Source organism: Pseudoalteromonas sp. S554 (genome assembly GCF_005930865.1).
Lineage (GTDB): Bacteria > Pseudomonadota > Gammaproteobacteria > Enterobacterales > Alteromonadaceae > Pseudoalteromonas > Pseudoalteromonas marina.
Genome location: NZ_PNDV01000036.1, coordinates 1 through 25,006 on the forward strand (window position 1 = coordinate 1; position 25,006 = coordinate 25,006).

Annotated in this window: 17 protein-coding genes; 5 read left to right on the forward strand and 12 right to left on the reverse strand. The window is 39.3% G+C overall.

Annotated elements, in window-relative coordinates; genetic code table 11:
- Window positions 1–43: 43 nt before the first annotated feature.
- From fahA to bcsR, 10 genes are all read right to left on the reverse strand, one after another.
- The gene (gene fahA / locus CWB65_RS09375) at window positions 44–1,357 is read right to left on the reverse strand and encodes a fumarylacetoacetase (RefSeq protein WP_138740455.1); all 1,314 of its coding nucleotides are present in this window, start codon (window positions 1,355–1,357) and stop codon (window positions 44–46) included.
- A gap of 135 nt (window positions 1,358–1,492) precedes the next feature.
- Complete coding sequence (gene hppD / locus CWB65_RS09380) at window positions 1,493–2,539, reverse strand: 4-hydroxyphenylpyruvate dioxygenase (RefSeq protein ID WP_010557063.1); 1,047 nt, start codon at window positions 2,537–2,539, stop codon at window positions 1,493–1,495.
- 306 nt (window positions 2,540–2,845) lie between these two features.
- On the reverse strand, window positions 2,846–5,599 hold the full coding sequence (locus CWB65_RS09385; protein WP_138740456.1) for a metallophosphoesterase: 2,754 nt from the start codon (window positions 5,597–5,599) through the stop codon (window positions 2,846–2,848).
- A 175-nt stretch (window positions 5,600–5,774) separates the two neighbouring features.
- Entirely contained in the window at window positions 5,775–7,259 is a 1,485-nt protein-coding gene (locus tag CWB65_RS09390; protein WP_008127557.1) for a peptide MFS transporter, read from the reverse strand.
- A 248-nt stretch (window positions 7,260–7,507) separates the two neighbouring features.
- Window positions 7,508–11,326, reverse strand: coding sequence for a cellulose synthase subunit BcsC-related outer membrane protein (locus tag CWB65_RS09395; protein WP_008127558.1), 3,819 nt, complete (start codon window positions 11,324–11,326; stop codon window positions 7,508–7,510).
- On the reverse strand, window positions 11,317–12,447 hold the full coding sequence (gene bcsZ, locus CWB65_RS09400; RefSeq protein ID WP_008127560.1) for a cellulose synthase complex periplasmic endoglucanase BcsZ: 1,131 nt from the start codon (window positions 12,445–12,447) through the stop codon (window positions 11,317–11,319). The genes CWB65_RS09395 and bcsZ overlap by 10 nt, the downstream gene beginning before the upstream one ends.
- Entirely contained in the window at window positions 12,447–14,693 is a 2,247-nt protein-coding gene (gene bcsB / locus CWB65_RS09405; protein ID WP_008127562.1) for a cellulose biosynthesis cyclic di-GMP-binding regulatory protein BcsB, read from the reverse strand. The genes bcsZ and bcsB overlap by 1 nt, the downstream gene beginning before the upstream one ends.
- Window positions 14,686–17,358, reverse strand: coding sequence for a UDP-forming cellulose synthase catalytic subunit (bcsA, locus tag CWB65_RS09410; RefSeq protein ID WP_006791408.1), 2,673 nt, complete (start codon window positions 17,356–17,358; stop codon window positions 14,686–14,688). Before bcsA ends, bcsB begins: the two co-directional genes overlap by 8 nt.
- Window positions 17,359–17,360: 2 nt before the next feature.
- On the reverse strand, window positions 17,361–18,074 hold the full coding sequence (gene bcsQ, locus CWB65_RS09415) for a cellulose biosynthesis protein BcsQ (RefSeq protein WP_008127570.1): 714 nt from the start codon (window positions 18,072–18,074) through the stop codon (window positions 17,361–17,363).
- A 15-nt stretch (window positions 18,075–18,089) separates the two neighbouring features.
- Window positions 18,090–18,284, reverse strand: coding sequence for a BcsR/BcsP family cellulose biosynthesis protein (bcsR, locus tag CWB65_RS09420; protein ID WP_006791406.1), 195 nt, complete (start codon window positions 18,282–18,284; stop codon window positions 18,090–18,092).
- 114 nt (window positions 18,285–18,398) lie between these two features.
- Here bcsR and bcsE point away from each other — a divergent pair, with 114 nt between their 5' ends.
- The 4 genes from bcsE (at window position 18,399) to tyrR (ending at window position 23,500) form a co-directional block, all read left to right on the forward strand.
- Entirely contained in the window at window positions 18,399–20,015 is a 1,617-nt protein-coding gene (gene bcsE, locus CWB65_RS09425) for a cellulose biosynthesis protein BcsE (RefSeq protein WP_138740457.1), read from the forward strand.
- Between the two features lie 3 nt (window positions 20,016–20,018).
- Complete coding sequence (locus tag CWB65_RS19870) at window positions 20,019–20,195, forward strand: hypothetical protein (protein ID WP_006791404.1); 177 nt, start codon at window positions 20,019–20,021, stop codon at window positions 20,193–20,195.
- Window positions 20,192–21,772, forward strand: coding sequence for a cellulose biosynthesis protein BcsG (gene bcsG, locus CWB65_RS09430; RefSeq protein WP_138740458.1), 1,581 nt, complete (start codon window positions 20,192–20,194; stop codon window positions 21,770–21,772). Before CWB65_RS19870 ends, bcsG begins: the two co-directional genes overlap by 4 nt.
- Window positions 21,773–21,943: 171 nt before the next feature.
- Window positions 21,944–23,500, forward strand: a complete 1,557-nt coding sequence (tyrR, locus tag CWB65_RS09435) for a transcriptional regulator TyrR (protein ID WP_006791402.1) — start codon at window positions 21,944–21,946, stop codon at window positions 23,498–23,500.
- Window positions 23,501–23,525: 25 nt separating this feature from the next.
- Here tyrR and CWB65_RS09440 read toward each other — a convergent pair whose 3' ends face one another.
- The gene (locus CWB65_RS09440; RefSeq protein WP_008127581.1) at window positions 23,526–24,020 is read right to left on the reverse strand and encodes a hypothetical protein; all 495 of its coding nucleotides are present in this window, start codon (window positions 24,018–24,020) and stop codon (window positions 23,526–23,528) included.
- Window positions 24,021–24,127: 107 nt separating this feature from the next.
- On the opposite strand from CWB65_RS09440, the gene CWB65_RS09445 reads away from it, so the two are divergent.
- Window positions 24,128–24,664 (forward strand): thioesterase family protein, encoded by a 537-nt coding sequence (locus CWB65_RS09445; RefSeq protein WP_006791400.1) that lies wholly within the window; start codon window positions 24,128–24,130, stop codon window positions 24,662–24,664.
- Between the two features lie 31 nt (window positions 24,665–24,695).
- On the opposite strand, the gene CWB65_RS09450 is transcribed toward CWB65_RS09445, so the two are convergent.
- Window positions 24,696–25,004, reverse strand: coding sequence for an EscU/YscU/HrcU family type III secretion system export apparatus switch protein (locus CWB65_RS09450; RefSeq protein WP_008127583.1), 309 nt, complete (start codon window positions 25,002–25,004; stop codon window positions 24,696–24,698).
- Window positions 25,005–25,006: the final 2 nt, after the last annotated feature.

Consider the following 25,006-nt stretch of genomic DNA (forward strand, 5'->3'; position numbering starts at 1 on the left):
GCTTTTAAAAGCAGCCCTTTCATTTAAGTATGTTTGATTGAGATTATTTTGCGGCTAAAACCGTGCTTTCAACTGAACCAAAACCAATACGCGCAAAGCCTTCTTTTTCACACCAGCCGCGCATAATAACGTTATCGCCATCTTCTAAAAAGCTGCGTTGTTCGCCATTGCTTAGCGTTATTTTTTCTTTACCGCCACGAGAAAGTTCAAGTAAAGAACCCGCTTCTTCATGTGTTGGGCCAGATTGCGTACCCGAACCCAGCATATCACCCGGCATAAAGTTACACCCGTTAACTGTGTGGTGAGTGACCATTTGAGCTACAGTCCAGTAAGAGTGCTTAAAGCTAGAGGTAGATACGCGGGTAGGAGAGTGCCCTTCGCTACGCATTTTTTCGGTTTGAATTTTTACATCCATTTGAATATCAAATGCACCTTGCTCGCGATTAGCGGCAGACTCTAGATATTCCATAGGTTGTGGATCGTTTTCATCACGGGTCCAACTTGTTCTGTACGGTGCGAGTGCTTCTGTTGTAACAATCCAAGGAGACACTGTTGATGCAAAGTTTTTCGCTAAAAACGGACCTAATGGTTGGTATTCCCAAGCTTGTAAGTCGCGGGCAGACCAGTCGTTAAATACACAAAAACCAAATACATGGTTTTCTGCATTTTCAATTGCAATTGCATCGCCTAGCGCATTTCCTTTACCTAAGTAAATGCCAAGCTCTAGCTCGTAATCAAGGCGTTTACATGGACCAAACGAGGGAGCGTCTGCATCGGGTGCTTTAGTTTGTCCTTTAGGACGGTGAAATGTTTGCCCAGACACATCAATAGATGAAGAGCGGCCATGGTAACCAATTGGTACCCATTTATAGTTAGGTAATAGTGGGTTATCAGGGCGAAATAAACTACCTACTGCCGTAGCATGATAAATAGAGGTATAAAAGTCGGTATAGTCACCAATACGACATGGTAATGAAAATTCAATATCAGCTTGCGATATTAATACGCTCGCAATATCTTTTTGACATTCAGCGCCTTCGCGTAATGCTTTTGAAAGGGCTAAACGAAGTGCTGACCAATATTGCTGCCCTAAACCCATAAATGTATTTAGCGTTGACTCGCTCGCTGCATCGAGTGCTGTTTTAGCGTCGCCTGTAAATACATTTAGCTCATTTAGTTTTGCAAGGTCTATGACCTGATCACCTATCGCAACACCGCCACGAAATACTTCGTTAGTGCCTTTGCGACGAAACTCGGCAAATGGTAAGTTTTGAATAGGGAAGTCGCAATTGGCGACATTCGCTGACTCTACCCAGCTTGTTAAATTAATATCATGGGTTTCGTTAATTAGGCTCATTACATTTCCTTTGGTTTAACTGTATGGCAACAATGGAGTATTTATTTAAGCATACTTGCACTTTAAGCCATACATTTTAAATATTAAAACGACAAAAAGCAGCGAAGGTCGCTGCTTTTAATTTACTCAAAAAGATTATAAAACGCCGCGGCGCTCTTGATCGCGTTCAATTGATTCAAATAACGCTTGGAAATTACCTTCACCAAAACCGCCATCATCAACGCGTTGAATCATCTCTATAAAAATTGGGCCAAATAAGTTTTTAGAGAAAATTTGTAGTAGGTAACAATTTTCGCTTTGGCTATCAACCAGTATTTGGTGTTCGCGAATTTTGTCTTTGTCTTCTTTTACCCACGGCACACGGTCGAAAATGGTGTCGTAGTATTCAGGAATAATATCGAGCGTTGCAATAGTTGATTTATCTAGCTTGTCTAGCGAGCTAACTAAATCATCAGTTAAAAATGCTAAATGTTGAACGCCTGGGCCATTGTATTCACCTAAGTATTCGTCAATTTGGTTGTTGTCGTTGCCTTTACCTTCATTGATTGGAATTGAGAAGGTGCCACATGGAGATTTAAGCGCATATGAAATTAGCGCCGTTTTTTGACCTTTAATGTCAAAGTAACGTACTTCTGTAAAACCAAACACATCTTTATAAAAGTTTGCCCATGTTTCCATTGTGCCTTTATAAACATTATTAGTTAGGTGGTCGATGCGCTTAAAGCCTTTGTCTTCAACAACCGTTTGCGTTGCTAAATCTTCAAAGTCACTTTCATAAATGGTGCCTTTATCGCCAAATTGGTCAATAAAGTAAATTAGGCTGTCGCCAATACCGTAAATTGCAGGGTAAGGAAGGTTTTTGTGTGTAGAGTCTGTTGCTGGTTTTGCACCGCGCTCTACAGCTGTTTCAAATGCTTTTTGTGCGTCTTCTACACGCCACCCCATTGAACAAATTGCTGGACCATGGCTTTTAGCAAATTCAGCAGAAAAACCTTCACGCTCGTTGTTCAGTAAAAAGTGAATGTCGTTTTGGTTGTAATAAACAATGTCTTTACCTTTAAACTTTTTAAGCTTTGAAAAGCCAAAGTCAGTAAATACTTTATCCATGTAATCTGCATCAGGTGTGGCGTATTCAGTAAACTCAATACCGACTAAACCTAAATAGTTATTTACTTCACTCATTTTAATTACTCCCACAATGTAAGCACTGTGATTATTTGTTGTTGTGTTAATGGCAAGATAATTAACCAGAATTAGATTTAGGGGAAGAGCAGCCAGGTATTTAGTAATTGAGTGGTGTGTAAATTTTATAGGACGCTTGTGGCCAAGTTGTTTTGAGTCAATACAGTAGAAAATTTTTTACGTTGTAAAAGTAAGCAGTTTTAGTGGCTGTTTTTTGATTAAGCTTATGAATTATAGTAATAAAAAAGAGAGTTTAAGTAGCTAAACTCTCTTTTTTGAAGTGGTATGAAACAGGGGTAAGTGTAATTAATTGTTTACATTTTTGACGTGTTCACCAAAAAACTTGCTACGCTGTTGTAACCATAAGTTTGGTTTTATTTCAGGCGCAGCTTGGTAATGGCGTTCAATGGTTTGATTAAGTACGCGTGTTGCTTGCTCATAAGTGAGTTTTTGCTGCGCATTACCTAAGCTTTTTATTTCGTCGCGGCTCATTGCACGGCCGGCATAAAGCATGGCATTTAAGTAGCCAGGCTCGGTTTCAAAGTTGTCATCATTAAACAGCAGCACTGCGTCTTTGAGTGCCCAGCGGTTGTTTATTTCTCCATCTTCCTTTACACCCACTAGTTCGCCATCTATGTACACTTCAAATACGCCATTGGTAGGTGCAGTATAAAATACTAAAGCGACACGATGCCAAGAGTCGGGTTGTGTATTGCCAAAATAGCCGCTGTCGCTGGTTGATTTACCATAACCACCACTTGGGTCAATAAATATGTCGGCATCGTCGGTTAAGTAGTTAACGGTATCCGCTTGAACAACCGCACGGTAAATATCTTGGCCTTCTGCTGGCCAGTATAAATCCATTACAAGTGTGTAGTCTGAAATCATGCCATCAGCGGCATAATCGCCGTTAGCGGGTGTGTTTAAGTTAATATGTAGGCCTTCGGTTGGTGCATGCCTTGAAAATGCCATTACACCTGACGGCCCATCACTCAAATCACTAATGCCGAGTTCGGTAGTGGTTTTATATTGAGTTTCTTCTGGGCCCCAGTCTTTTTCTTCAGGATCGAAGTAACTGAGTACTGAAGGTCCAAAATCTGCTGTCAGTGGGCTTGCTGTATTATCAAAATTCCATACCGTTATGTTTTCTTCGTTTGTACATGAAAACAGTTGACTGTTGGTATCTAGGTATAAGCACTGGCTTGTTCTAAATCGGGCGTACTGATCTAGTAACCACCATGCTTCGGCAATGGGTTCTACGTTTGAAAATGTAACACCATTAAAAAATAATTCAGGGTTAAGCGCTGCGCCTTTAAATAAAGCGACATCATAATTGCTGGTTGCTTGAATGTTTTCGGGTGTGAGTAAAAACCAGTCAGGTTGGCTTGCATACATAGACGTTAAGTCTGTACCTGTTACTGTCACTTTATATATTGCGTTAAAACCGGGTGTATTTGAAGGCTGTCTTTCTACGTAAAATGCTTCGTGAAAATCTTCTTGTGTGAGCGTGCCGGGTGTCCAACGCTTTTGAACCAGTTCGGGGTTTAAAAGTGCAGCTGTGATTGAGCTTTCGTGTTGCGCGGCTAATGCTGTTATTTCAGCTAACTCAATTGCACTAGGGTAGTTTTCTGAAATAGCTATTTCGGTTTGTGCATCAGGCGCGTAACGGCCCATAATTTCATCAATGGCTTGCTTTGTTGGTTCATCACGTTCAGTGATGGTTTCAGTTGCAATCGTTTGATAGTTCACAACAGGTGATGTTTTATCAGCTAAATTAAACTCAAGTGTTAAGTCGGTTATCCCTTTTGCATAAAAGTCAGGTTGAATAACAATGGCGCCATTTTCTAGTGTATCAAAGCTTTCGCCGCCATGGGTATGGCCCCCTAATACTAAATCAATACCTGCAACCTCAGTTGCCATATCTGTATCTAGGCCTACTCCTAAATGGCTTAGCATTACCATGTAATCAACATCATCACGGTATTGGTCTACAATGCTTTGTGCAACTTGCTGCCATTCCCAGCTCATTTTAAATTGTTTTATAAAATCAGGAATTGGATCGTCTTGCTGTGGCTCATCTAGTTCATTCCATGGCACCGACGTCATGCCAAATACACCTAAGGTGACACAGCCCACTTGCACTTTTGCAAAGCTCACAGCGGCAAAATCTTGAAGTTGCTCCCCTTCATAGCGAGTGTTACTTGCAAGCACAATTGCTTTATCATCTTGCGAATAACTCAGTAGTTTTTCTGGTCCCCATGCATAGTCGTGGTTTCCCACAACACGAATGTCAAACTGCATCGCTTTAATGGCTTCTTCGGTTGCTGTACCTTGTGAAAGTTGCTCTGCTACCGTGCCTTTTTCATAATCGTCACCACCATTGGTAAATAGGGTATGTGGTGTTTGGTTGGCGACTTGATTGTAATAGGCTTTAATACGGCTAAAGTATTGTTCCTCATACCCAAAACGAGCATGTAAGTCTGCTACATGAACAAAGCGTACCGATTGTGTTGTTGCGCTCGCTTCACATGTTGGACCAATATCGGCGAATGTTTCTTTACGCTGCATTTGAATTGCATAAGTGCCTACTTGATTCACTTGTGCATTGACATAATCATCGCTTACGGTTGAGTTAGTAATCGTTTCCCAACTATTTAGACCTAACTGTCTGGCTATGAATAATTGCCCACCGAGTACATAGTCTTCAGGTATTTTTATTCTAATAGTAAAGGAGTCTGAAAATGAAATGTCAGGGTCGGGTATAAGGGTGTGTAAATCAGAGATAATGTTTAACTGTGCGTTGGCATCATCTAGCGTTGTTTTTTCGTAAGTGATTTCGCTATTTGATGAAGCTATATTTGCAGGGATAATTAATTCAAACCCCCCGTTATCTAACGTTGAGTTTAAGCCGTTAGCAGCAGTTAAAGAAAGTAGGGTGGGCTCGGGTTCAACAGGATCATTTGGATTAACCGTTACTGCATCACTCGCACCACCGCATGCACTTAACATAAAGAGCAAAAATGGTATTGCAGCTATTTTTAATAACTTGTCCAATAACATATACAGCAGTCCTCGGGTGTCTAATTTAACAATTTATTAATGCATAATATCAGTTAAAAGTATGGGAGCATAGCTGTATAAAAATGCCCCCATAACAATTATGGGGGCATTTTTTATTTGTTACTACATTTGGAATATGCAGTAAATAATTATTAGTACAAAAGGATTAACCGAATTAGGTCTCTAATCCTTGTTTTTCCCATATTTTCGCTTTAAAACTCATAAGCACTAAAACAATACCTACACCAATGCTAAATAATGCAATTTGTAAGTATAGGGTAGGGATTTCTTGAACGTTATTAGGATCAAAGTTACCAGCAAGTATGCCCGAGATAACATTACCAATAGAGTAAGTTAAAACAAACACACCCATTAACTGGCCCGTATAGCGACGAGGCGATAACTTGCTTACTGCACTTAATGCAACAGGGCTTAAACAAAGCTCACCCACTGTGTGTAAAAAGTACGTAGTTACCAACCAGTAAGGCGCTACTTTTAAGCCTTCTGCTGCATAATGTGCTGCCATAAACATGACTAAAAAGCCTGAGGCCATAATAATTAAGCCAAATGCACATTTTACGCTGTAAGTAGGCGATATCATTTTTTTAGACAGGTTTATCCAAAGCGCAGCGAAAAAAGGTGATAAAACAATAATAAAAATTGAATTTAAAGATTGAAACCACGTAGTTGGAATTTCAAACTTACCAATTAGTCGGTCGGTGTAATCGCGGGCAAATAGGTTTAACGAAGAGCCGGCTTGCTCAAAACCAGACCAAAAACATGCAGAGGCAACACACACTAAAAATAACGCCCACATTCTTTGTTTTTCTTCGCCTGTTAATTTGCCTTTAAAATAAATAAGGCCAAAGTACACAAAGAATATAACAGTAAATATAACAGCTGTATAACCGGCTACAACTGAAGGGTTTATAATGATAGCACCAGTCATAGCGGCTATGGTAACACCCGCAACAACAGCCACAAACAACGCGATAGCGCCCCAAGTACGTGAAGTGCCTTTAGCGCTTAATGGATTAGCAGGTAAAGCGCTGTGCTCTGGTAAGTTATCAAGGGTAAGTTTGTATTGTACTAAACCAATGGCCATACCAACAGCTGCTGCACCAAATGCCCAGTGCCAACCTACGTTCTCCATAAAGTAACCACATACGTAGTAGCCTATTAAAGAACCCAAGTTAATACCCATGTAATAAATAGCGTAACCGCCATCACGACGCTCATCAGCATCGCTGTACAACTGGCCTACCATTGCACTGATATTTGGCTTGAGTAAGCCCGTACCTGTTGCAACAAAAATTAAACCAATAAAAAATGAATATTCATGTGGAACGGCCAAAATAATGTGGCCACACATAATGATAATACCACCGTACCAAACCGCTTTTTGGCCGCCAAATAATCTATCTGCTAACCAACCGCCAGGTAAGCCTAAAAAGTATACCGCACCTGTGTACAAACCATAAATTGCAGCCGCTGATGCAACCGTAAAGCCAAGGCCTTCTTGTTGTAAGCTTGCTGTCATGAATAATACGAGCATAGCTCGCATACCGTAATAACTCATTCGTTCCCACATTTCAGTGAAGAACAATGTCGAAAGTCCTTTAGGGTGGCCAAACCAGCCACTATCTGGAGCTGAACTCATATTTACTTCCTAACTTAAAGAATTGTTGTGATGGCCTTATAATTTTTTGCTTTAGCTCAGTTAGCCTGTTTATAAGGTTAAAGTGCTCGACCACCAGTATATTATTTGTATCTAAGATAATGATTTGCTGTATGGCTGTAACACCACAAGGTAAGAGACACACCCTTATCCTAGCTACAATTGCGCATAAGTATACATATACCTCAAGGCGAGGGGAAGTACTGAGCGGTGTATCACCTTATGCTAAGTTAGAACTCAGCATAAGGGATAATAGGTGTACCCGGAAACTCTAGGGTCCCGTAAACAGGATTGAAGTAGTAACGGATATACAGTTGGCCAAAATTAGGTTCGTAAAAGTCAGAACGATCAATAGCTAAATAACCACCAAAGAACCAATGTGGGGTTATTCTGTATTCAAAGCTGCCTTCTAAGTTGTACGATACGCCCGCACTGGTATCTGAATCAAAGGCAGGGTCTACACCGGTTTCAAGTTGGCGAACAAAGGCTTCAGCTTGAAGGTCAGGATCATTAGGAAAAAAATCGATGGCTTGCGTTTTAGTTTGCGAATACGACACGCCTGTTTTTACGCGGTATACAAAGTCATCACCCCATCGTGCATCGTAGGTCAAAGGAACCGATAACCCAATATAGTTCTGTGGGCTGTAGTAGCCGCCGTGGCCCCAGGTTTCTTCACTTAAATTAAATTTATACGCCCAATGCAATAAACTTGCACCCACTGTAAATTCGCGATCTTGATTACTTATTACACGATAATAGGTACCGCCCATCAAGCGGTAGCGCTGGTTATCTTTTACGTTTTGACCTTTATATAATGTAAAGTCAGCACTAGACCAAAACCCCCAATCGCCGCCTAAATCATGAGAAACATTAGCGGTTAAACCGGTTGAGCGAACCCCCCCCCAAATTTTACCGGTATTAACGTCTTCAAGACCAGCATAGGCCAGTACTGAGCTGGTTACTGGTCGTTTTTCTAATTCAAGGCTATAACCAAAGTCACCAAAGTCGTCCGAGTAATTAATACCCCATACAATGTCTTCGATTAAAAAGCCCAGTGGTGTTGTACCAATATCTACGCGCCAGTTTTCGTTTTGCCAACCAATGCCAATATCAACGCCATCTTGCTCAGGACTTACCTCGTCAATACCACAGGTAAATATACACAAAGCGCCTTGACCGTATCGACTGCCAGCAAATTGCTCGTCAAATCGTGTTGTTTGCGCGCTAATACTTGTAGGATCTATTTTTACAAAGCCTTGCCCCTGCCAAAGCGGAAAGTACGCTTCAATAGGGACTAAACCAGCGCCCAATGTAGCCTCACTTTCAGTACTTACTTGTCCGCTAAAATTTACACCAACAGCAATGTAGGCTTGGTTTTTGTTTTGTTGGCTGAGTAGTTCTCGTTTGGCACCGTTTATATACCACTCGTCGTTTTCATTAATGCGCGAAAGTGATGCGTAGAGTTCTTTTTCATTTAGTTGACGATTAGGTGAAAGCGTTTGTGCGTACCACGTTTGTGCTTGCTCTGTTTCATTAAAATTAGCAGCAACTTGCGCGCCTAAATAACGAAGCTCTAAATCATTAGGTGCTTTTTGAATAAGTTGCTCGGCTAAGTAAAGGGCATCACCTGCGTAATTAAAATCGTTTAACGATTCCATAATTTGACGCTGAAAATAACTTTCTTGCGTTGTACTTTGTTCAATGGCGAGCTGTGTGACCTCTTTTGCTTGGAAATCATCACCAAGTGCTCTATAGGCTTTGGATATTGCCATTAAAGCTTGGGGTTCAATTAACTGATTATTTTTTAGTTTTTGTTCGTATAAAATAATCGCTGATTGGTTTTGATCAAGTGCTAAGTTTGCATTTATTAGCGCAGTTGTTGTTGCTGCTGAACTTGGGTATTTTCGATCGAGCTGATTTAGCTTCGCAATAAGATCACTGCCACTAAAATACTCAGAATAATAGGCATTTTGTAATTGCACAAACTGATCTATTTCACTCTCAGAGGCATTTTCAGGAAGCCGATAACGATTAAACCAATCCGTAGTCTGAGCTTTATTACCCTGTGCTAAAAGCCATTCTCCATACAACATATGCCAATAGGCTGATAATGAGGGGTCTTCAGCTAATGCGTCACGCATGAGTTTTAAAGCGTGGTTTTGTTCTTCTATGCTAAACCAGCTTCGTGCTAGCTCAGCTTTCATTGGTGGCGTTAAATTTTGTGCTTCTAACGCACTTAAGTGATAAATAGCAGCCGCTTTATTTTGAGAATTAATAAAACGTTCGCTTTGAGCTAAAGACTCATTAAGTTGTAACTGTTGTTCAAGAGATACAATGTCAGCATCGCGAGATTTAAATGGAATATACTGAAGCGTAGCAAGCGCACCTTGGTAATCGTCTAAAGCACGCAAAAACAGTGCATGGCTATACCTAAGCTGTGAATTTAGCGGAAATTGCCACAATACATTATTAAACAATGAGCGGGCTTTGTCGGTGAGTCCTTTTTGTTGATATATAAACGCTAAGTCGTAATATAACCAAGGCTCTTCTGGTGTTGCTTGAATAGCCTCTTTTAATATTTTTTCAGCCTCTTCTAATTCACCAGCTTCAGTTAGCTTTGTTGCCTTAGCTCTATACACGCTACTTAATGAGCTTAAATATGACGCTCTTAATATTTCTTTTTGTGAAAATGAAAGTCGATTAAAAAAAGATGTGAGCGTTTTTTCACTTTGTTCAAGCTTTGCAATTTCAAGTAAGCCAAATAGGGCGCCTTCGTTTAAAGGCTCGCTTTTAAGCACCACTTGGTAGGTAAGCGCAGCTTGTGAATATAGCCCTTGGGTAAATTGTAAGGTGCCACGATTCGCCAATACGGTATTAGGTTCTTCTTCTAATGCGGCGGCTAAATCGAGTTTTAGCTTAGCAACTCTAAATTCACTGCTATCTATAGCGTCTCTTGCTTGGCGAATATACAGCCAAAACTTAGCTGTTTTAGCCATGCTTTTAAGGGTATTTCGCTCTGCAAAGTCGGCAGTGTATTTTTGTGCACGTGTAAAATAATTATAGGCTTTACCATTTTCACCTAGTTGTAGGTAAAGTATGCCTAAGCTGTTCATGATTTCGCCGTCAGTAGGGCGGCCTTTTAAGGCTTTTAACAGAAGAGGTTCTGCTGCTTTTAACTTTTCTTGTTCGAGTAGATTATTGCCTTTTAACCAGAGCTGATAAGCCGGGTCGGCTAATAATTTTTGGCGTGCTTTTAATTGCTTTTTAAAGTCTTGATACTGTAACTCTCCCTTATTACTAAACGGGTAAAGTATAAAGTATTGCTGAAATTGCTTGTCAGTATTACTGTTTATTGGCATATTTTTTAATGCAGAGAGCCAAATACTTTCAACTTCATCACTAAAACCCGATGTCGATCCATACTTACTTAAAATACGCATAGCTGCTTTATCGCGTGGGTTACGTCTTAGTAAATGTCTGGCATAAGCAACTTCTATAGTGCCTAGGTTGTCATAGCGTTTTAATAATTGTTTGTAACCATTTTTAACCCCTTGCCATTGAGCGCTGTCCTGGGCATACCAGCTTAAATGCTCAAGCTCAAAGTTTAAAGTAGGATAAACATCATTAAATATTTTATTGTAAATTTGACGTGCTTGTTCATACCTGCCGGCACGAGCAAGCAGCTTTGCTTCTTGAATTACTGCCTTGTCTTTACCTTGAATACGAGACATAACCTTGAGTTTTTTTACGCAAGGTGTTTGTTGTGTTAGTTGGTTATCAAGCTTACTTAATAACAAGTTTGCCTGGTCTGTATTGCCATTCGTAAAGTCGTAATGTGCAAGCGCACATTGCGTTTCTATTCGGGTAGGGGCAATTGCAACCAACTTCTGCAGGCTATCTTCAACAAGTCTTTTGTTTTGTTGTGCTTCACCAATACTAATTTGGTTTAATAACCAATCAACCGATTGTGTATCAATATCATTTATTGTTGCGGCATTTAAATTAGTGCTTAGTGCCAATGTACAAGCTAAGGCCAACCTTAACGACATTCAGTGCTCCAAGTAGGTTGTAGCGTTCCATCAGCCGTTATTTTAAAGCGCTTGTTTACAGCACTTTCACCAAATAAATGCAATACACTGTCGTAATAACGTGTTTGCGTAAAAGACTTATCAATCATTAGCTTTTGCTGAATGGCCATTACTAGCTCATCATTACCTTGCTCTGCTAACAAAGGCAACAGGGCAGCGTTAAAGCCCAAAGGCCCTCTTTTTTCAGATTTACCTGATTGAGCGTACGTATTTAAAGGAACATGGCCGCGCTCTTCAATAGTGTCCATAAACGGTGCAAACTGAGTAAGAAGCTCTTGTTTGTAGGGTGAATCTTTTGCCATCATACTTGCCCAAAGGTAAACACGAATTGCATTATAACTACCTAAATCTGTATTTTTTCTGTCGTAGTAAAAACCGCGGTTTGAATCAAACATAACCCAATCAGGGCTAACGCCTTGCTGTGCGGTATCTAAAATTAACTTAGCTGATCCTTCGTGCAGTTGATGCCACGGTGAATGTGGATAAAGCTTTTTAAATTGCTGGTAAATAAATAACGGCGAGTAGCTAGGATTTAGCTTATAGCGCTCATTGTCAAACTCAAAACCGGCAGGTGCGGGGAGTAAAGAAAGGCCAAGGCCCGTTATGTAGGCGGTTTCTTCTCTGATTATACGTTGAGCAAGCACTGCGGCTAAAATACTATAGCGGCGTTCATCCCATAAAATTGCCGCTTGCGATAAACTGTAGGCAATCCATAGGTCTGAATCTGACGCAGGGTTTGAATCTAAAATCCCCCCTACGCGGTTTTTATCTAGTCCCCATTTCCATGCTGGTAAACGCGTACTTAAATCGCCCTCTGATAAATGCTCTTGGGTCCAATTTAAAACAGAATCAAAAGCGGCTTTATCGTTGGCAATAAGCGCAAAAAATAGTGCATATGATTGGCCTTCAGAGGTTGTGATACTTTGATCACTGCCCAAGTCAATAACGCGGCCGTCTTGGCTTATAAAATGATTTTTAAACACTTGCCACGACTGCCAAGGTTCGCACTGTTCAACTTGTGCGTTGGCATTGAAAGCAAATAGTGCCATCACGGTAAAAAACATATTAACGAGTGATTTCATTATTCGTCTCCTTCAGCTAAACGCTTGTAAGTTAATGCTTGTAATAATCGCCATAAGATAAATGAGATCAGCAATAGCGTTAAAATAGACAGTAATGCCAAAATAAATGGATGATCAGATAAGTGAAACCACACTAATGTATGGACTGGGATATGGCCTACAAAGTATTGCTCATCTACTTGAATGGTTTTAATACCCTGTGAGTTGATAATGGCTGCACTACCTTTTACTTGAGCTAATTTTTCTGAGTTCATTAGAACATCGTCAAGTATAGTAAATGCATTTTGCGTCGTAGCACTCAACGAGACGATAGAGCGGTCTGAGTCAAACGGTGATTGAAACCCTGTTATAACAGCCATATCGCCACTACTTTTAATACTAACCTCTACTTTATCGGTCGTTTGTTCGTCGTATGCACCATTATAAATTGCTTGTTTAATTGCGCGCTGATTATTGTTAAGCAAAACATTTGTTTGTGCATCTTCATCTAAGTCATTAGCAATACTGTTAGGTTTAGCAATAACGAGTATGTCTTTATCATCTAAATCAGCGTCCTCATTTAAATGAGCAACACTCATTCTATGGGTTGGGTAACCGGTGATCGCGCCAAAGTGCCCCGTTAAGTTAAATAAAACGGTTAAAGCATTTGGTGTTGGGTTTTCATCAATAAGCACCAGTGTTTGTTGTAAATCAGCATATTTGGTAAAAGGAAAGCCACTATTAGCAAATACGTTCAGATCTGGTAATGCGATATAGTGATCAAATTCACTTACGTCAATGCTTGAATCGCCATCAATAACACCAAACTCACCGCCAGGAGGTGCAACAGCACATTCACCTTTTTTGAGTACACCAAACCTAAAGTCAAAGTTAAGCTCATTTCTGTTAGCTAAATTAATGCCATTTACAGAAAAGCCTTCTGTGCTTTGTGTGGTGTCAGTATTGGCAACTAGTGGCAACAACGCTTGTGTTGTTTGTAGTAAATCGTTGTTTTCATCTAGTAAAAAACCACTTATAAATTCTTGGTTTATTAGCATATTTAAACGAGAGTCGATGGCTTCTGATTCTGGCGTGCTACGGTACTGAAGAGTAATAGGTATTCCTCTTTCACGCCACGTGAATAGATCAGGTGCAAAGCGAATGTTTAGTTTTACTGGACCATTATTAAGACCTTGCGCCTGTAGTTGCGTAGGGTAGTCAATAAGCTCGTCAAAATGAACTGGACGATCGCTTCTAAGCCAGCGTGGTGCATCATACGCTTTTCGAAGTGGCAACTGATTTATGGCTTCAATACTTGCGCTTCTTCCTGTCATTACTTTGTGGCCAAATGCAAGGCCAGTCACCGCTGTTTTTAAATCAGCTTCATCACGGCCCAATATGAGTAACATTTTATAATAACGATTAAATGGGTTTGAAATGATTTCAATTGTTGGTTTTTCAACATCTGGGTAATCTTTCAAAAAATCAGGTTTTGAATCATTAGTAATAAAAACCACACTGTGTTGATCAGGCGATTTATTTAACGTTACGGGAAAATTAAATCCACGCCAATCAGCTTGGGCTCCAAACCAACTCGATAGCGTTGCTGCTGCCTCAATAGCTTGGGTATTGGGTGTTTTAGCAAATACAAATGGAAGGTTAAGCTTGTTGTAATCCTTTTCATCAAAAAACGGCTCTGGGAGGTATTCTAAACGGCTATCGATAGCGAGTTGCTTTTGATCGAGCGTTATGTTGCTTGATTTATTTATTTCTGTCCAAATAGTACGGCTGAAGTAGTCTTGACATCTAAGGTCGTAATAACCAACCAATTCAAAGCGAACTTGGTTGTAATCTTGAATGTATTTAGCGTTAAGATCGAGGCTGTGCTGCACTGTGTTCTTTACAATACTAAGTTGTTCGTTAATAGGTAAAACAGTGACTAAATTATCATTAAAGTATACTTTTAAGTGAGAAACATTCGCGATTAATGAAGGCGAGTTAGTATACGAAAAGTTAAGCTTTAAATTGGTGCTCAATTTATCTATTCGGTTTGTAAAGTCAACGCGGGAGTTATTATTTACCCCGTTGAGCCTAAAACCTGTAAAGCCTAACGCTTCAAACTCTAAGCGTAAACTCGACACCTGAGCGCTCTCAGGGTATCCATTAATGAACATTGATTTATTTTGTAATGGCTCAATTGCATGCGCAAAGTAAGCGCAACAAATAAGCGACAATGTTAGGGATATATTAAGCAACTTTTTAATCATAATTATTATGCACTATTGGTCTTTTTGGAGTAAATGAGTTTACGTATACAACTAAATTAGTCATAAACTGAATGATAGGTTGAAGCACTCTTGGTGCGTGGAAGAGCAAGTTACTAAACCCTCTGAGGCTTGTTTTTTGCACTTCTTTAAAACTGTAAGATGGGCGGTCATGTCTAAAGTTATTTTGCCAGTCAAGCCACGCATCAGCTCGTGAAAATGTACATTGTATAAACGCGCGCTGTTTTTCAAGAGATAAATCTTTAATGGTTAAGCCAATTTGGTTACCCCGAGTATTACAAACATGGGTAGTAAACGAAAATTGCTTATTACCGCGGCTCATTAATAATTCTATTTTATCGTTTACACGACAAGCATGTGCATGGTCGGTTTCTATTCCTACGCCGTTATCGGAGTAATCTGTAATTTTTACTTTTAATGTGTGGCCATTTGCTAAACGAACTCCCGCTGGGAAGTTTGCTTTAATGCGGTGTGAATGCCTCACTTGGCGTGCTTCTGCTGCCACGGCAACCGCAGCACCCAAAATGATAATATTATAAAGCGCCCACCCCATACTAATCAGCAGTACACCAACTTGCGTAGGGTCGCCAAAAAACAGGCGCAAAATACCAACTAACATACCGACTAAATTAATAGCGAGTAAAACCAAATATGGCTTAGAAATACCCCAGTCATAATGCTCTTTATCGTTTAATCCACCTTTTTCGGTAACGTTAAATTTACCTTTGTTTGGATTAAACAAAGCAACTGTTGTTGGCTTTAATATGTACCAAGCAAGCACAGATTCGTAAACTTCGCCCCAGAACGAATAGCGATACTTACCTTGTATTCGTGAGTTAGTTGCTTTTATTTGAATAAGTGTAGGTACAACGTAGATAAAAATAGCTAAAAATGGCGCGTAAATAATGTATGCATTAAAGTATATAAGTGCCAGGGGCGCGGTTAAAAATACAATGCGCGGAATACCTGATAGAAAATGCAGCATAGCATTTAAGTAACAAAGTCGCTGAGGGATGTTCAAGCCTTTGCCTAACAGCGGGTTATCGAGCCTAAATATTTGCGCCATGCCCCGTGCCCAACGAATTCGCTGGCCAATATGAGCCGATAAACTGTCAGTGGCAAGGCCAGCAGCTTGAGGAATATTTATATAGGCAGTTTTATAACCTGCGCGTTGCATTCGCAGTGCAGTATGAGCATCCTCGGTGACGGTTTCAAAAGCAAAGCCACCTATTTCATCAAGCGCTTCTCTTTTGAGTACCGCACACGAACCACAAAAGAACGTAGCATCCCACATATCGTTTCCGTCTTGAATAAGCCCGTAAAACAACATGTTTTCGTTTGGAATTTGACTGTGGTTATTTAAGTTTCTCTCAAATGGATCTGCGGAGAAAAAATGATGTGGTGTTTGTACTAAACACACTTTACTGTCTTTTAAAAACTGTCCCATGGTCATTTGCAAAAATGAACGAGCAGGTACGTGGTCGCAATCAAAAATGGCAATATAGTCACCATCTGTGTAGCGCATAGCACTATTCATATTTCCGGCTTTTGCATGGTTATTATCTGGTCTTGTTAAATAACCCGCACCCACTTGTTTAGCAAATTCACCAAACTCAGGACGTTTACCATCATCTAAAATATATACTTTCAGCTTATCTGCTGGCCAATCTATGCTTAATGCGGCAAGGGTAGTCGGCCTTACAACACTTAAAGGTTCATTGTAAGTAGGAATGTAAATATCTACCGTTGGCCATAAGTCAGTATTTTTTGGCAACATGACAGGTTTTCTTTCAAGTGGGTTAATAGTTTGAAAAAAACCTAAAATAAGTACCATCCATGCGTATGTTTCTGCTAGTAACAAGCCTGCACCTAATGTAAGTGCTAAAGGGTCATCCCAATTAAGTGTTTCAGTGTATCGCCACCACAAGTACCGCGAAGATGTAGTGACAGATAAGGTAATCATTACAATCGTGGCCATATGGCCTTTTACGCGTTTGAGCGCGTAAGCAACCAGTAAAATAAAGCTAATAAACACTGCTTGCGCTTCAAGGCTAAAGGGAATGGTAACAAATATGGCAAGCAAGAATAATATCAGTGCAACAACGATGTATTTAATAAGTTTGTTCTGCCAAATACGAGCGTCTGCCATTGTTTTAAAAGCACTTTTTTTAGGCTTGTTGTTTTTGGAAAAAAGGCGCCTTATTAATCGGCCTAATTTAAGGTCGTACCAACGAAGTTGCCTTAGGCTGTAACTGACCCCGTCATAAAAATAATTTACAGCATGCTTTTTTATGGACACTGATTTTTTTTTGGGTTTATGAACAGCAAAAAGCAAAAATATGCTCTGAATAACAAAGCGTATAATATTAGAATAGATATAAGTTCTGTATGGCAACCTTAAGTGTGGATAATAGTTATATAACGCTAACTCAAAGTTTTCTTTGTTCTTTTTTATATTTACAAATAATGAACCGAACAAAGTTATAAAGGGCATTAAAAATGCTTCAATTACATTAACCTTGTGCTGGTTAAAGTAACTATGAAATTTAAATAAAATGTAACGCACAAGCTTATCAGTGAATAATATACTCAATAGAATATACAATGTGCTGTGTATGGGCCTTTTGTAAAAAAGAGTAAAGCTCATCGTCAGTTAGCCGCCTTACTTACAAGCCAACCAGCCAGTGTTTCAAAGTCATCGTTCGCTACACTGTATGGAGCGCAATTAAGGGCTACATTACGATTAGCTGTGGCCTCTTTAATAACTTCATCGCTGTTAATAAAAAACGGCGCCATAAATGGCAATGTAGATTGCCAAAGAGAAAATAGATCAAATTCTAACACTGAGGCTGCGTTGTAACGATTAACGACAAAAAAGTGTTTCCAAGTTGACTCTACTGACTTAAGAGTTTGAAGGCGCTTGTATATGAGGCTATGACAAATTGCATCGCAAGTGACTAGCTCAATAACAATATCGTTTTCTTCTAACGGGTAGTGAGAAATATTAATATGTGAAGGGCAATCGAATATTATCCAAGCAGATTCTTTATAATCCAGATTTTTGCAATTGTTAATTGTGGTTATAATTTCATCTAAAGTTGATTCATTATCGCCATGGGGTAAAAAAAGAACGCCATCGCTATCTTTACGAAAATGTAATAATGCATCGTCAAAAGTACTCTCGTTGCTCCAACCTTTTGTGGCTGTCCATTTAAGTCCAAAGTGCAAACCAAGGTCACTTTTAACATCTAGGTCTATGGCAACCACATCAACATCAGATTTTTTCAAAACGCACGCTAAGTTTGCAACAACTGATGTGCTACCTATGCCGCCTTTGATACCTTTAATAAAAATCCTTTGCAATGGAGTTTACCTTTTTTATTTTTTTTCTTTAGAAGTTTTTAATGCGTCATCAATTTCTTTCAATAGCGCATACTTGTTAATTGTTTTTTGATTTTTTTGTGTATTCATAATTTCTATATAGTCGTCACTTTTCCCACCAAAACGGCGAGCTAGGTTTTCTATGTCACTTGATGTGAGTATTTGTGAGCTTTTTGTAGCTAAATTATTCATTACAACCTTTGTAAGCGTAATATTTATTTTTATTAAAAGTGGACAATATTTGGCTATTATATATAGAATAGCAGGCAAAACTAGTAAAAAAGTATTTTTTTGAGGGCTTTTTAAGTGCATAACTTTAACATAACGGGTTTAGAGCCGGCTGCAAAAGAGTTAAAATCGGCTTCAAGTTATGCTGTTTTAGCCCCTTTAGATAATTTTGTAATTGAATTTGCTTTACATGCAATTAACCAAAATTTCGCAAACGATATTTACATTGTTTCTCAAGACGTTGAATCTTTCTTTGAGTCGTCATTTTCTGCAGCAATTAATACTGCGTACAAACGTAGTAAAGTTCATCCATTTTCTCTCTCATCTGAGACACAGCATTACTCAATAGAGCGAATAAACAAAGGTATAATTAAAGAGATAGGCGCGTATAAAAAATTAAAAAATGCGCTAGTGTTTATCCACTTCAACACAGAGCTACTTAGTGCAGCAACCGAAGCTAGCACAAAAACAATAATGAACGATTACAGTGAGTTTGCAAAAAAAACAGGGGTTACCTTATTATTTTTGCTATCTGGTCCAGAAGTAACACACTATCGATTTTTAATAAGGCAGCTTAATAAATCTTTTGATGGATTAATTTTTGTAGATAATGACTCCGCTACCCGCGTGTTAGAGTACGATTACTGGCACCACACTACGGGTGTATTTGCTGATATGCAGTTTCAACTGTCGCTTGAAGATAATAAGTTTTTGGTACAAGAGGGAACTGTAAACGATCCAAAAGTATTCAATGGCTCACATTTTCCAGATGAAGACGATGTCTGGTTAGTGCAAAGCGCGGTGCCAATCGGTACAAAATTGCCTACGCATTATTATACCGTAAAAGACAATAATGAGCTGTTTGACAAAGGCCCCAAATTAAAAGCAGCAACACTGGTGTTTGCTGTGACGCGTTACACAGATTTAGCACAGCTTGGTAAACAGTGCTTTGAACTGAGGAAAAGCTGCGGTCGTTGGTTGAAATTGGTAGTACAAAATGTTGATGGCGTTATTCGCCATCAAGATGAATGTTTATTTTTAACTTTAGGCGTTAACCTTATTTTGTATAGCTTTTCTGAACCTTCGCGATTATTATCTCAAATTCAATCTATTCAAGGGTTTCAATTTTCTAGACCGTTACCGCCATCAGTCGAGCACGTTCTGAAATATACTGAAAATACGTTTTCTAAAGGCTATTTACCTTTTGATGAATTTACGCGCCAAGTAGAGGTTCATAGTGACTCGGCTGTTAATTTAGGTGTTAGCGGCGTGTTGGTTAAGCTTGAGTTACTACCCCGAATAGAGCCCATCCACCCTTTACACTTGTTTCATATTAAGCGTGAAGGGGATGTATTTAGCCTTGCAGATAACACCGTGTATTTGTACTTGCATGCGTGTAGAGAGAACGACGTAAATAATGCAATTAAGCATTTATTCAAGCTACAAACGAGTGACTTTTTTGTGCAGCAAAATGTTATTTCAGATCATTTTCATATACAGCAAGAATGTAAGCAATTAAGGCGGCTTTATAGCGGTAAACATGTTACTGATTATTCTAAACAGTTAACAGAGAATGATAGCTATAAGTTTGAACCCGGTGTGTCAAAAGGGATTACTGAGTCGTTAGACACTCCTGAGTTTACAAATGATGCGCGCCCCGATGCTGTGTCATTTGTAATGAGATTAAAGGCTTAACCAATGAGTATTAATCAGCTTTTTATTACCGTTATTTTGGCAATTATAGTCGGTATTGTGCTTTGTATGTCGGCAACTCAAATATTGGCCAGAGTAAAAACATATTATTACAAGCTTACTTTTAAACACGAAGTACTTGAACCTTATACACCGAATAAAAAAAAGAAGGATGAGCAGTGAAATTATCAGGTTTAGGAGTGTGGAATCTTTATTTCTTAGCTAAATTTGCCTTGTTTTATTACGGCGCAATTGATTTTAATGTATTAACCAATGCAGCCCTTGCAGCACTTTTAGCTATCAAATTTAATAAATCGACTTTTGAAAAGTTAAAACATGTACTTGGTGGTATTTTTGCGATTATCATACTTTACCAAGACTCTTGGTTGCCGCCAATAAATAGGCTGACAAAGCAAGCTGGTAATGTTCAAGATTTCAGCTTTGGTTATTTTTTTGAACTTTTAGCACGTGTAATTAGTGTAGATATGCTATTGGCATTATTCGTTATTACCGTATGTTTTTGGTATACATCACAGTGGTTACGTTTTACAACAATTACTATTGTTGGGCTACTTTTGATTGGATGGCAAGGAGAGGGTGAACAACCAGGCACAGTAGTAAATGCCAACTCTACAAATACAACAATTAGAAATGAGCCTACTAATCAAGCACAAGTCATTACGCGCGAAAGCCAAACGCCTGATCAAAAATTGTCAGACTTTTATCAACAACAAAGCCATTTAATTAGCCATTTTCCTTCGCAAGTTAATGGCGAACTGTTCGATGTCATCGTTTTAAATATTTGTTCAATGGCGATTGATGACTTGAACGCTATTGGCGTTAGTGTTGAAGATATGTTTAATGATTTTGATGTGGTGTTTTCAGATTTTAACTCAGCAACATCATACAGTGGGCCTGCAGCTATTAGGCTTTTACGCGCAAGTTGTGGGCAAACAAGCCAAACAGCTTTATTTAGTGATGCACCAGAGCAATGTTATCTATTTAAAAATTTAGAAAAATTAGGGTATCAAAGCAGCGTTGTGATGAACCACGATGGCCACTTCGATGACTTTAAAGGCTTGGTTAATCGTTTTGGTGGCCTAAACGATAAACCACTTAATATTGATTCACTTCCAGTAGCGCAATACGGCTTTGACGACAGTCCTATTTATTCTGACGGTGCAGTGCTAGATAGTTGGCTTAAAAATGAAGCGCAAGATTGTGAGCCGTGTGCAATGTATTACAACACAACAAGCCTTCACGATGGTAACCAGCTTGCCAATAAAAAACGCATGAATAGCCTTGAAAGTTACCCAATAAGGCACGCTAATTTACTGTCTGATATTAATCGTTTTATTCAAAACCTTGAAAAGCGCGGCCGTAATGTCATGTTAATGGTAGTACCCGAACATGGTGCAGCATTAAAAGGTGACAAGGTACAGTTTGCTGGTCTTCGTGAAATACCAAGCCCTACTATTGTATCTGTACCAGCTGCTATTAAATTTATTGGTCCAGACGTTAAAAGTTATTCGCAAATTATGATTAACGAATCGACTAGTTACTTTGCCTTATCTGAAATTGTTGCAAAAACACTTGAGACAAATGTTTTTGGGGGTAATAACAGCATTGCCAATTTAGTTGAAAACTTGCCAAAAGCACCAAAAGTTGCTGAAAATGCCGGCACAATCATGATGTATGTGAATAAACGACCTTACATACAACTTGATGGCGAAGAATGGTCTGCTTACCCTCAAGGTTAAAAGTAATTTAGCTATGCAGCAGGCTATCTGTGCTGTGTAGCGTGTTTATGTTGTTATTCTTGTGTGTTAATTAAAACGCAGACTTGTCCAAAAATGTTTACAATAAGCTACCTTATCAAAGCGACTTAGCGTATTATTCGGCTAATTTAGTTTTTCCTGCTTTGAGGATGTATGCGTCTAGATATTCACTGTGCTGATAGGATCGGTATAGCCCAAGAAATCCTTAATATTTTAGTTAACTACAGTGTTGATTTAAAAGGTATTGAGGTCGATTCTGTCAATTGCCGTATGTATGTGAGCTTTCCAGAAATAGAGTTTGAGCAGTTTCAAAAAATCATGCCTTCTATCCGTCTGATTGATGGTGTGCATGATGTACGCACTACCGCATTTCTCCCTTCTGAGCGAGAGCATAACGAATTAAATACCTTGTTACGTGCATTACCTGATGGTGTTATTTCTATTGATGCTAAGGGCTGGGTACGTTTATGCAACGATGCTGCCTGTAAAGACCTGCAGTTAAGTGAAAAAGAGGTTATTGGCGCTAACATAAATAACCTACTAAAGGGCTTTAACTTTACGCGTTGGTTAGAGGGCAAGGAAGTGTTAGGCCAAACCACTCGGGTTGAAGTAGCTGGCGAAGACTTTATTGCAGATATTTTACCAATTGCCGTGCCACAAGGCAGTGAAGGCGATGTTTTAGCTGGAGCGGTTATTAACATTAAGTCGCAAAGTCGTTTAGGTCAGCAAGTTAGTGCATTTAGACGCTACGGACAAGAAAGCTTTGCCACCATTCATAACTTTAGTACTGCTATGCGCCGTGTTGTGCGTGAAGCACGAAAAATGGCACAGTTAGAAGCACCCATACTCATTACGGGTGAAACAGGCACAGGTAAAGAGCTACTTGCGCGAGCGTGTCATTATGCGTCAAACCGTTCTGTGAAGCCATTTATTGCGCTTTCGTGCGCGTCGTTACCTGATGATGTAGCGGAGTCTGAGCTTTTTGGTTATGCAGGCTACGAAGAAAATGCAGCTCCTAAACGCGGTGTACTAGAGCAAGCTGACGGCGGTACCGTATTTTTAGATGAAGTGGGTGAAATGTCGACCCAGCTACAAACTAAACTTTTGCGCTTTTTACAAGACGGAACGTTTAGAAAAGTAGGCGATGAGAACGAAGTAAAGGTTAATGTTCGTATTGTAGCCGCTACTCAAAAAGACTTGCCCGCAATGGTACAAGAAGGTGTGTTTAGAGAGGACCTATACTACCGAATTAATGTATTAACTCTCGAAATTGCTCCATTACGAGACCGCAAAGCCGATGTGGGTCCTCTGGCAGAGCATTTTATCCAAAAATATGCCCAGCAAAATGGCCATGCTATTCCGTTATTATCACAAGAGTGCCTGAGTTTTTTACAAGAATATCCATGGCCTGGTAATGTTCGCCAACTTGAAAATGCTATTTACCGCGCAGTCTCATTGTTAGATGATAGCGAGTTGCGTTTAGAGCATTTACAACTACCTACGTTTACACATGAGTTAGGGTATTTGGAGTCGGACTTTGAAGGCTCGCTTGATCAAGCTGTGAAGCGTTTTGAGGCAACGTTGCTGCGTAAACTTTACCCTGCTTACCCAAGCTCAAGGCAACTAGCTAAACGCTTAGGGCTTAGTCATACCGCAGTGGCAAATAAGTTGCGTGACTACGGTATAAACAGAAAAACCGTTAAGGTTTAGATGACTCTAAAATTAAAACAGGGGACTAGCTTTTAGTCCCCATGTTTTTTGTAACACCATCAATAGCAATCGTTTCTATACCGTCTTCATTAAAATTAATAACAATACTGGCATTGTTACGGGTAAAAAAGTAACTACGGTTGTTGAGCTCGATTACATAGTCGCCTTTTACTCGGTCGCTAAACTTTTGTTTTTTTAGTGACACAGTATGCTCACCAATTTGCCAATTAAACCCTTCAATAAAACCATTGTTAAACTCTTGAACCCATACCTGGCTTTCATCTTTTGATAGTGTAATTGCAACTGAGTATGAACTTGGAATACTTTGCATATTGTAGCTTTTAGCGCCAATTTTAAATTGTTCAGCTTTTTGTTGCCAAGCAAAACCAAAGTCAAATTCTTTTTGTATACCCGTTGAGTAGGTAATAGTGCCTTTGCCGGGTAATGAAAAATCAGCGAGCGCTGAATAGCTTGGTACGAGTAATCCAATAAACGTAATTATATGTAGTAGAGGTTTCATAAGCATTTTATTTTTATATATATGAGTAATAAAGAGTAAGGGAGAACATACGTCTTAGCAAGTGCTTGTGATACACTCAGTAAAATTTTGCTGGTAAGACCTTTGTTGTGAACTTATATATTCGACTCCTATTATTATTTTTTAAAATTAAGCGTAATAAACACTATCAAGATTTACTCGATACGGTAGATATTGATTACAAAGCACTTCCTACAGATTGTGATATTAATTTACATTTAACTAATTCGCGCTATTTGGCCATGATGGACTTGTCGCGTACGTGGATGACTGAGCGAGTAGGTTTGCTAAAACAAATAATGAAACGACGTTGGTTTCCTATTGTTAATGCAACAGCTATTACTTACATTCGTGATATTAAACCCATGCAAAAATACACTATTAGCACTAAGTTAGTGGGCTGGGATCATAAGTATTTTTACATTGAGCAGAAATTTCATTCTGATCGTGGTTTGCATGCGATTGCGTACGTACGTGGCGTATTTAAAAGCAAAAAAGGTGTTATAAGTATTGAAGAAATGCTTGAAGTGGCTGGCTTTGAAGGTAAAACTCCTATTTTACCCAGCGAAGTAATGCACTGGAAAGAAATGCTTGAACAGAAAAAAATGACTAATTTACCAAAGTAAATGGAAAAGGCGCTTTGCGCCTTTTTCAATTTTAAGCTTTTATATTTAGCTTACCTTGAAAGTCCTGCCACCCTGGTGGGAACTGCCCACGTAATACATACGAAAACGCAATCAGTTCTGCAATCACAAAATAAAGCTCTTTTGGAATCTCTTCACCTAATTCGAGGTGCGATAAGGTTTTAGCTAAATCGGGATCTTCGTGGATCATGATCCCTTTTTGTTTTGCTGCAGCGATTATTTCTTCCGCCAACTCCCCAAACCCCTTAACACTCACTGAAGGCGTGCTTCCTGCTTCGTATAAAAGGCCAATTGCCGACTTGCTCTTAGGGGAATCACTCATAG

Bases quoted from the DNA above. Each gene is read 5' to 3' on its own strand.
- fahA (WP_138740455.1), bottom strand. From the start codon at position 1,357: ATGAGCCTAATTAACGAAACCCATGATATTAATTTAACAAGCTGGGTA.
- hppD (WP_010557063.1), bottom strand. From the start codon at position 2,539: ATGAGTGAAGTAAATAACTATTTAGGTTTAGTCGGTATTGAGTTTACT.
- CWB65_RS09385 (WP_138740456.1), bottom strand. From the start codon at position 5,599: ATGTTATTGGACAAGTTATTAAAAATAGCTGCAATACCATTTTTGCTC.
- CWB65_RS09390 (WP_008127557.1), bottom strand. From the start codon at position 7,259: ATGAGTTCAGCTCCAGATAGTGGCTGGTTTGGCCACCCTAAAGGACTT.
- CWB65_RS09395 (WP_008127558.1), bottom strand. From the start codon at position 11,326: ATGTCGTTAAGGTTGGCCTTAGCTTGTACATTGGCACTAAGCACTAAT.
- bcsZ (WP_008127560.1), bottom strand. From the start codon at position 12,447: ATGAAATCACTCGTTAATATGTTTTTTACCGTGATGGCACTATTTGCT.
- bcsB (WP_008127562.1), bottom strand. From the start codon at position 14,693: ATGATTAAAAAGTTGCTTAATATATCCCTAACATTGTCGCTTATTTGT.
- bcsA (WP_006791408.1), bottom strand. From the start codon at position 17,358: ATGAGCTTTACTCTTTTTTACAAAAGGCCCATACACAGCACATTGTAT.
- bcsR (WP_006791406.1), bottom strand. From the start codon at position 18,284: ATGAATAATTTAGCTACAAAAAGCTCACAAATACTCACATCAAGTGAC.
- CWB65_RS19870 (WP_006791404.1), top strand. From the start codon at position 20,019: ATGAGTATTAATCAGCTTTTTATTACCGTTATTTTGGCAATTATAGTC.
- tyrR (WP_006791402.1), top strand. From the start codon at position 21,944: ATGCGTCTAGATATTCACTGTGCTGATAGGATCGGTATAGCCCAAGAA.
- CWB65_RS09440 (WP_008127581.1), bottom strand. From the start codon at position 24,020: ATGAAACCTCTACTACATATAATTACGTTTATTGGATTACTCGTACCA.
- CWB65_RS09450 (WP_008127583.1), bottom strand. From the start codon at position 25,004: ATGAGTGATTCCCCTAAGAGCAAGTCGGCAATTGGCCTTTTATACGAA.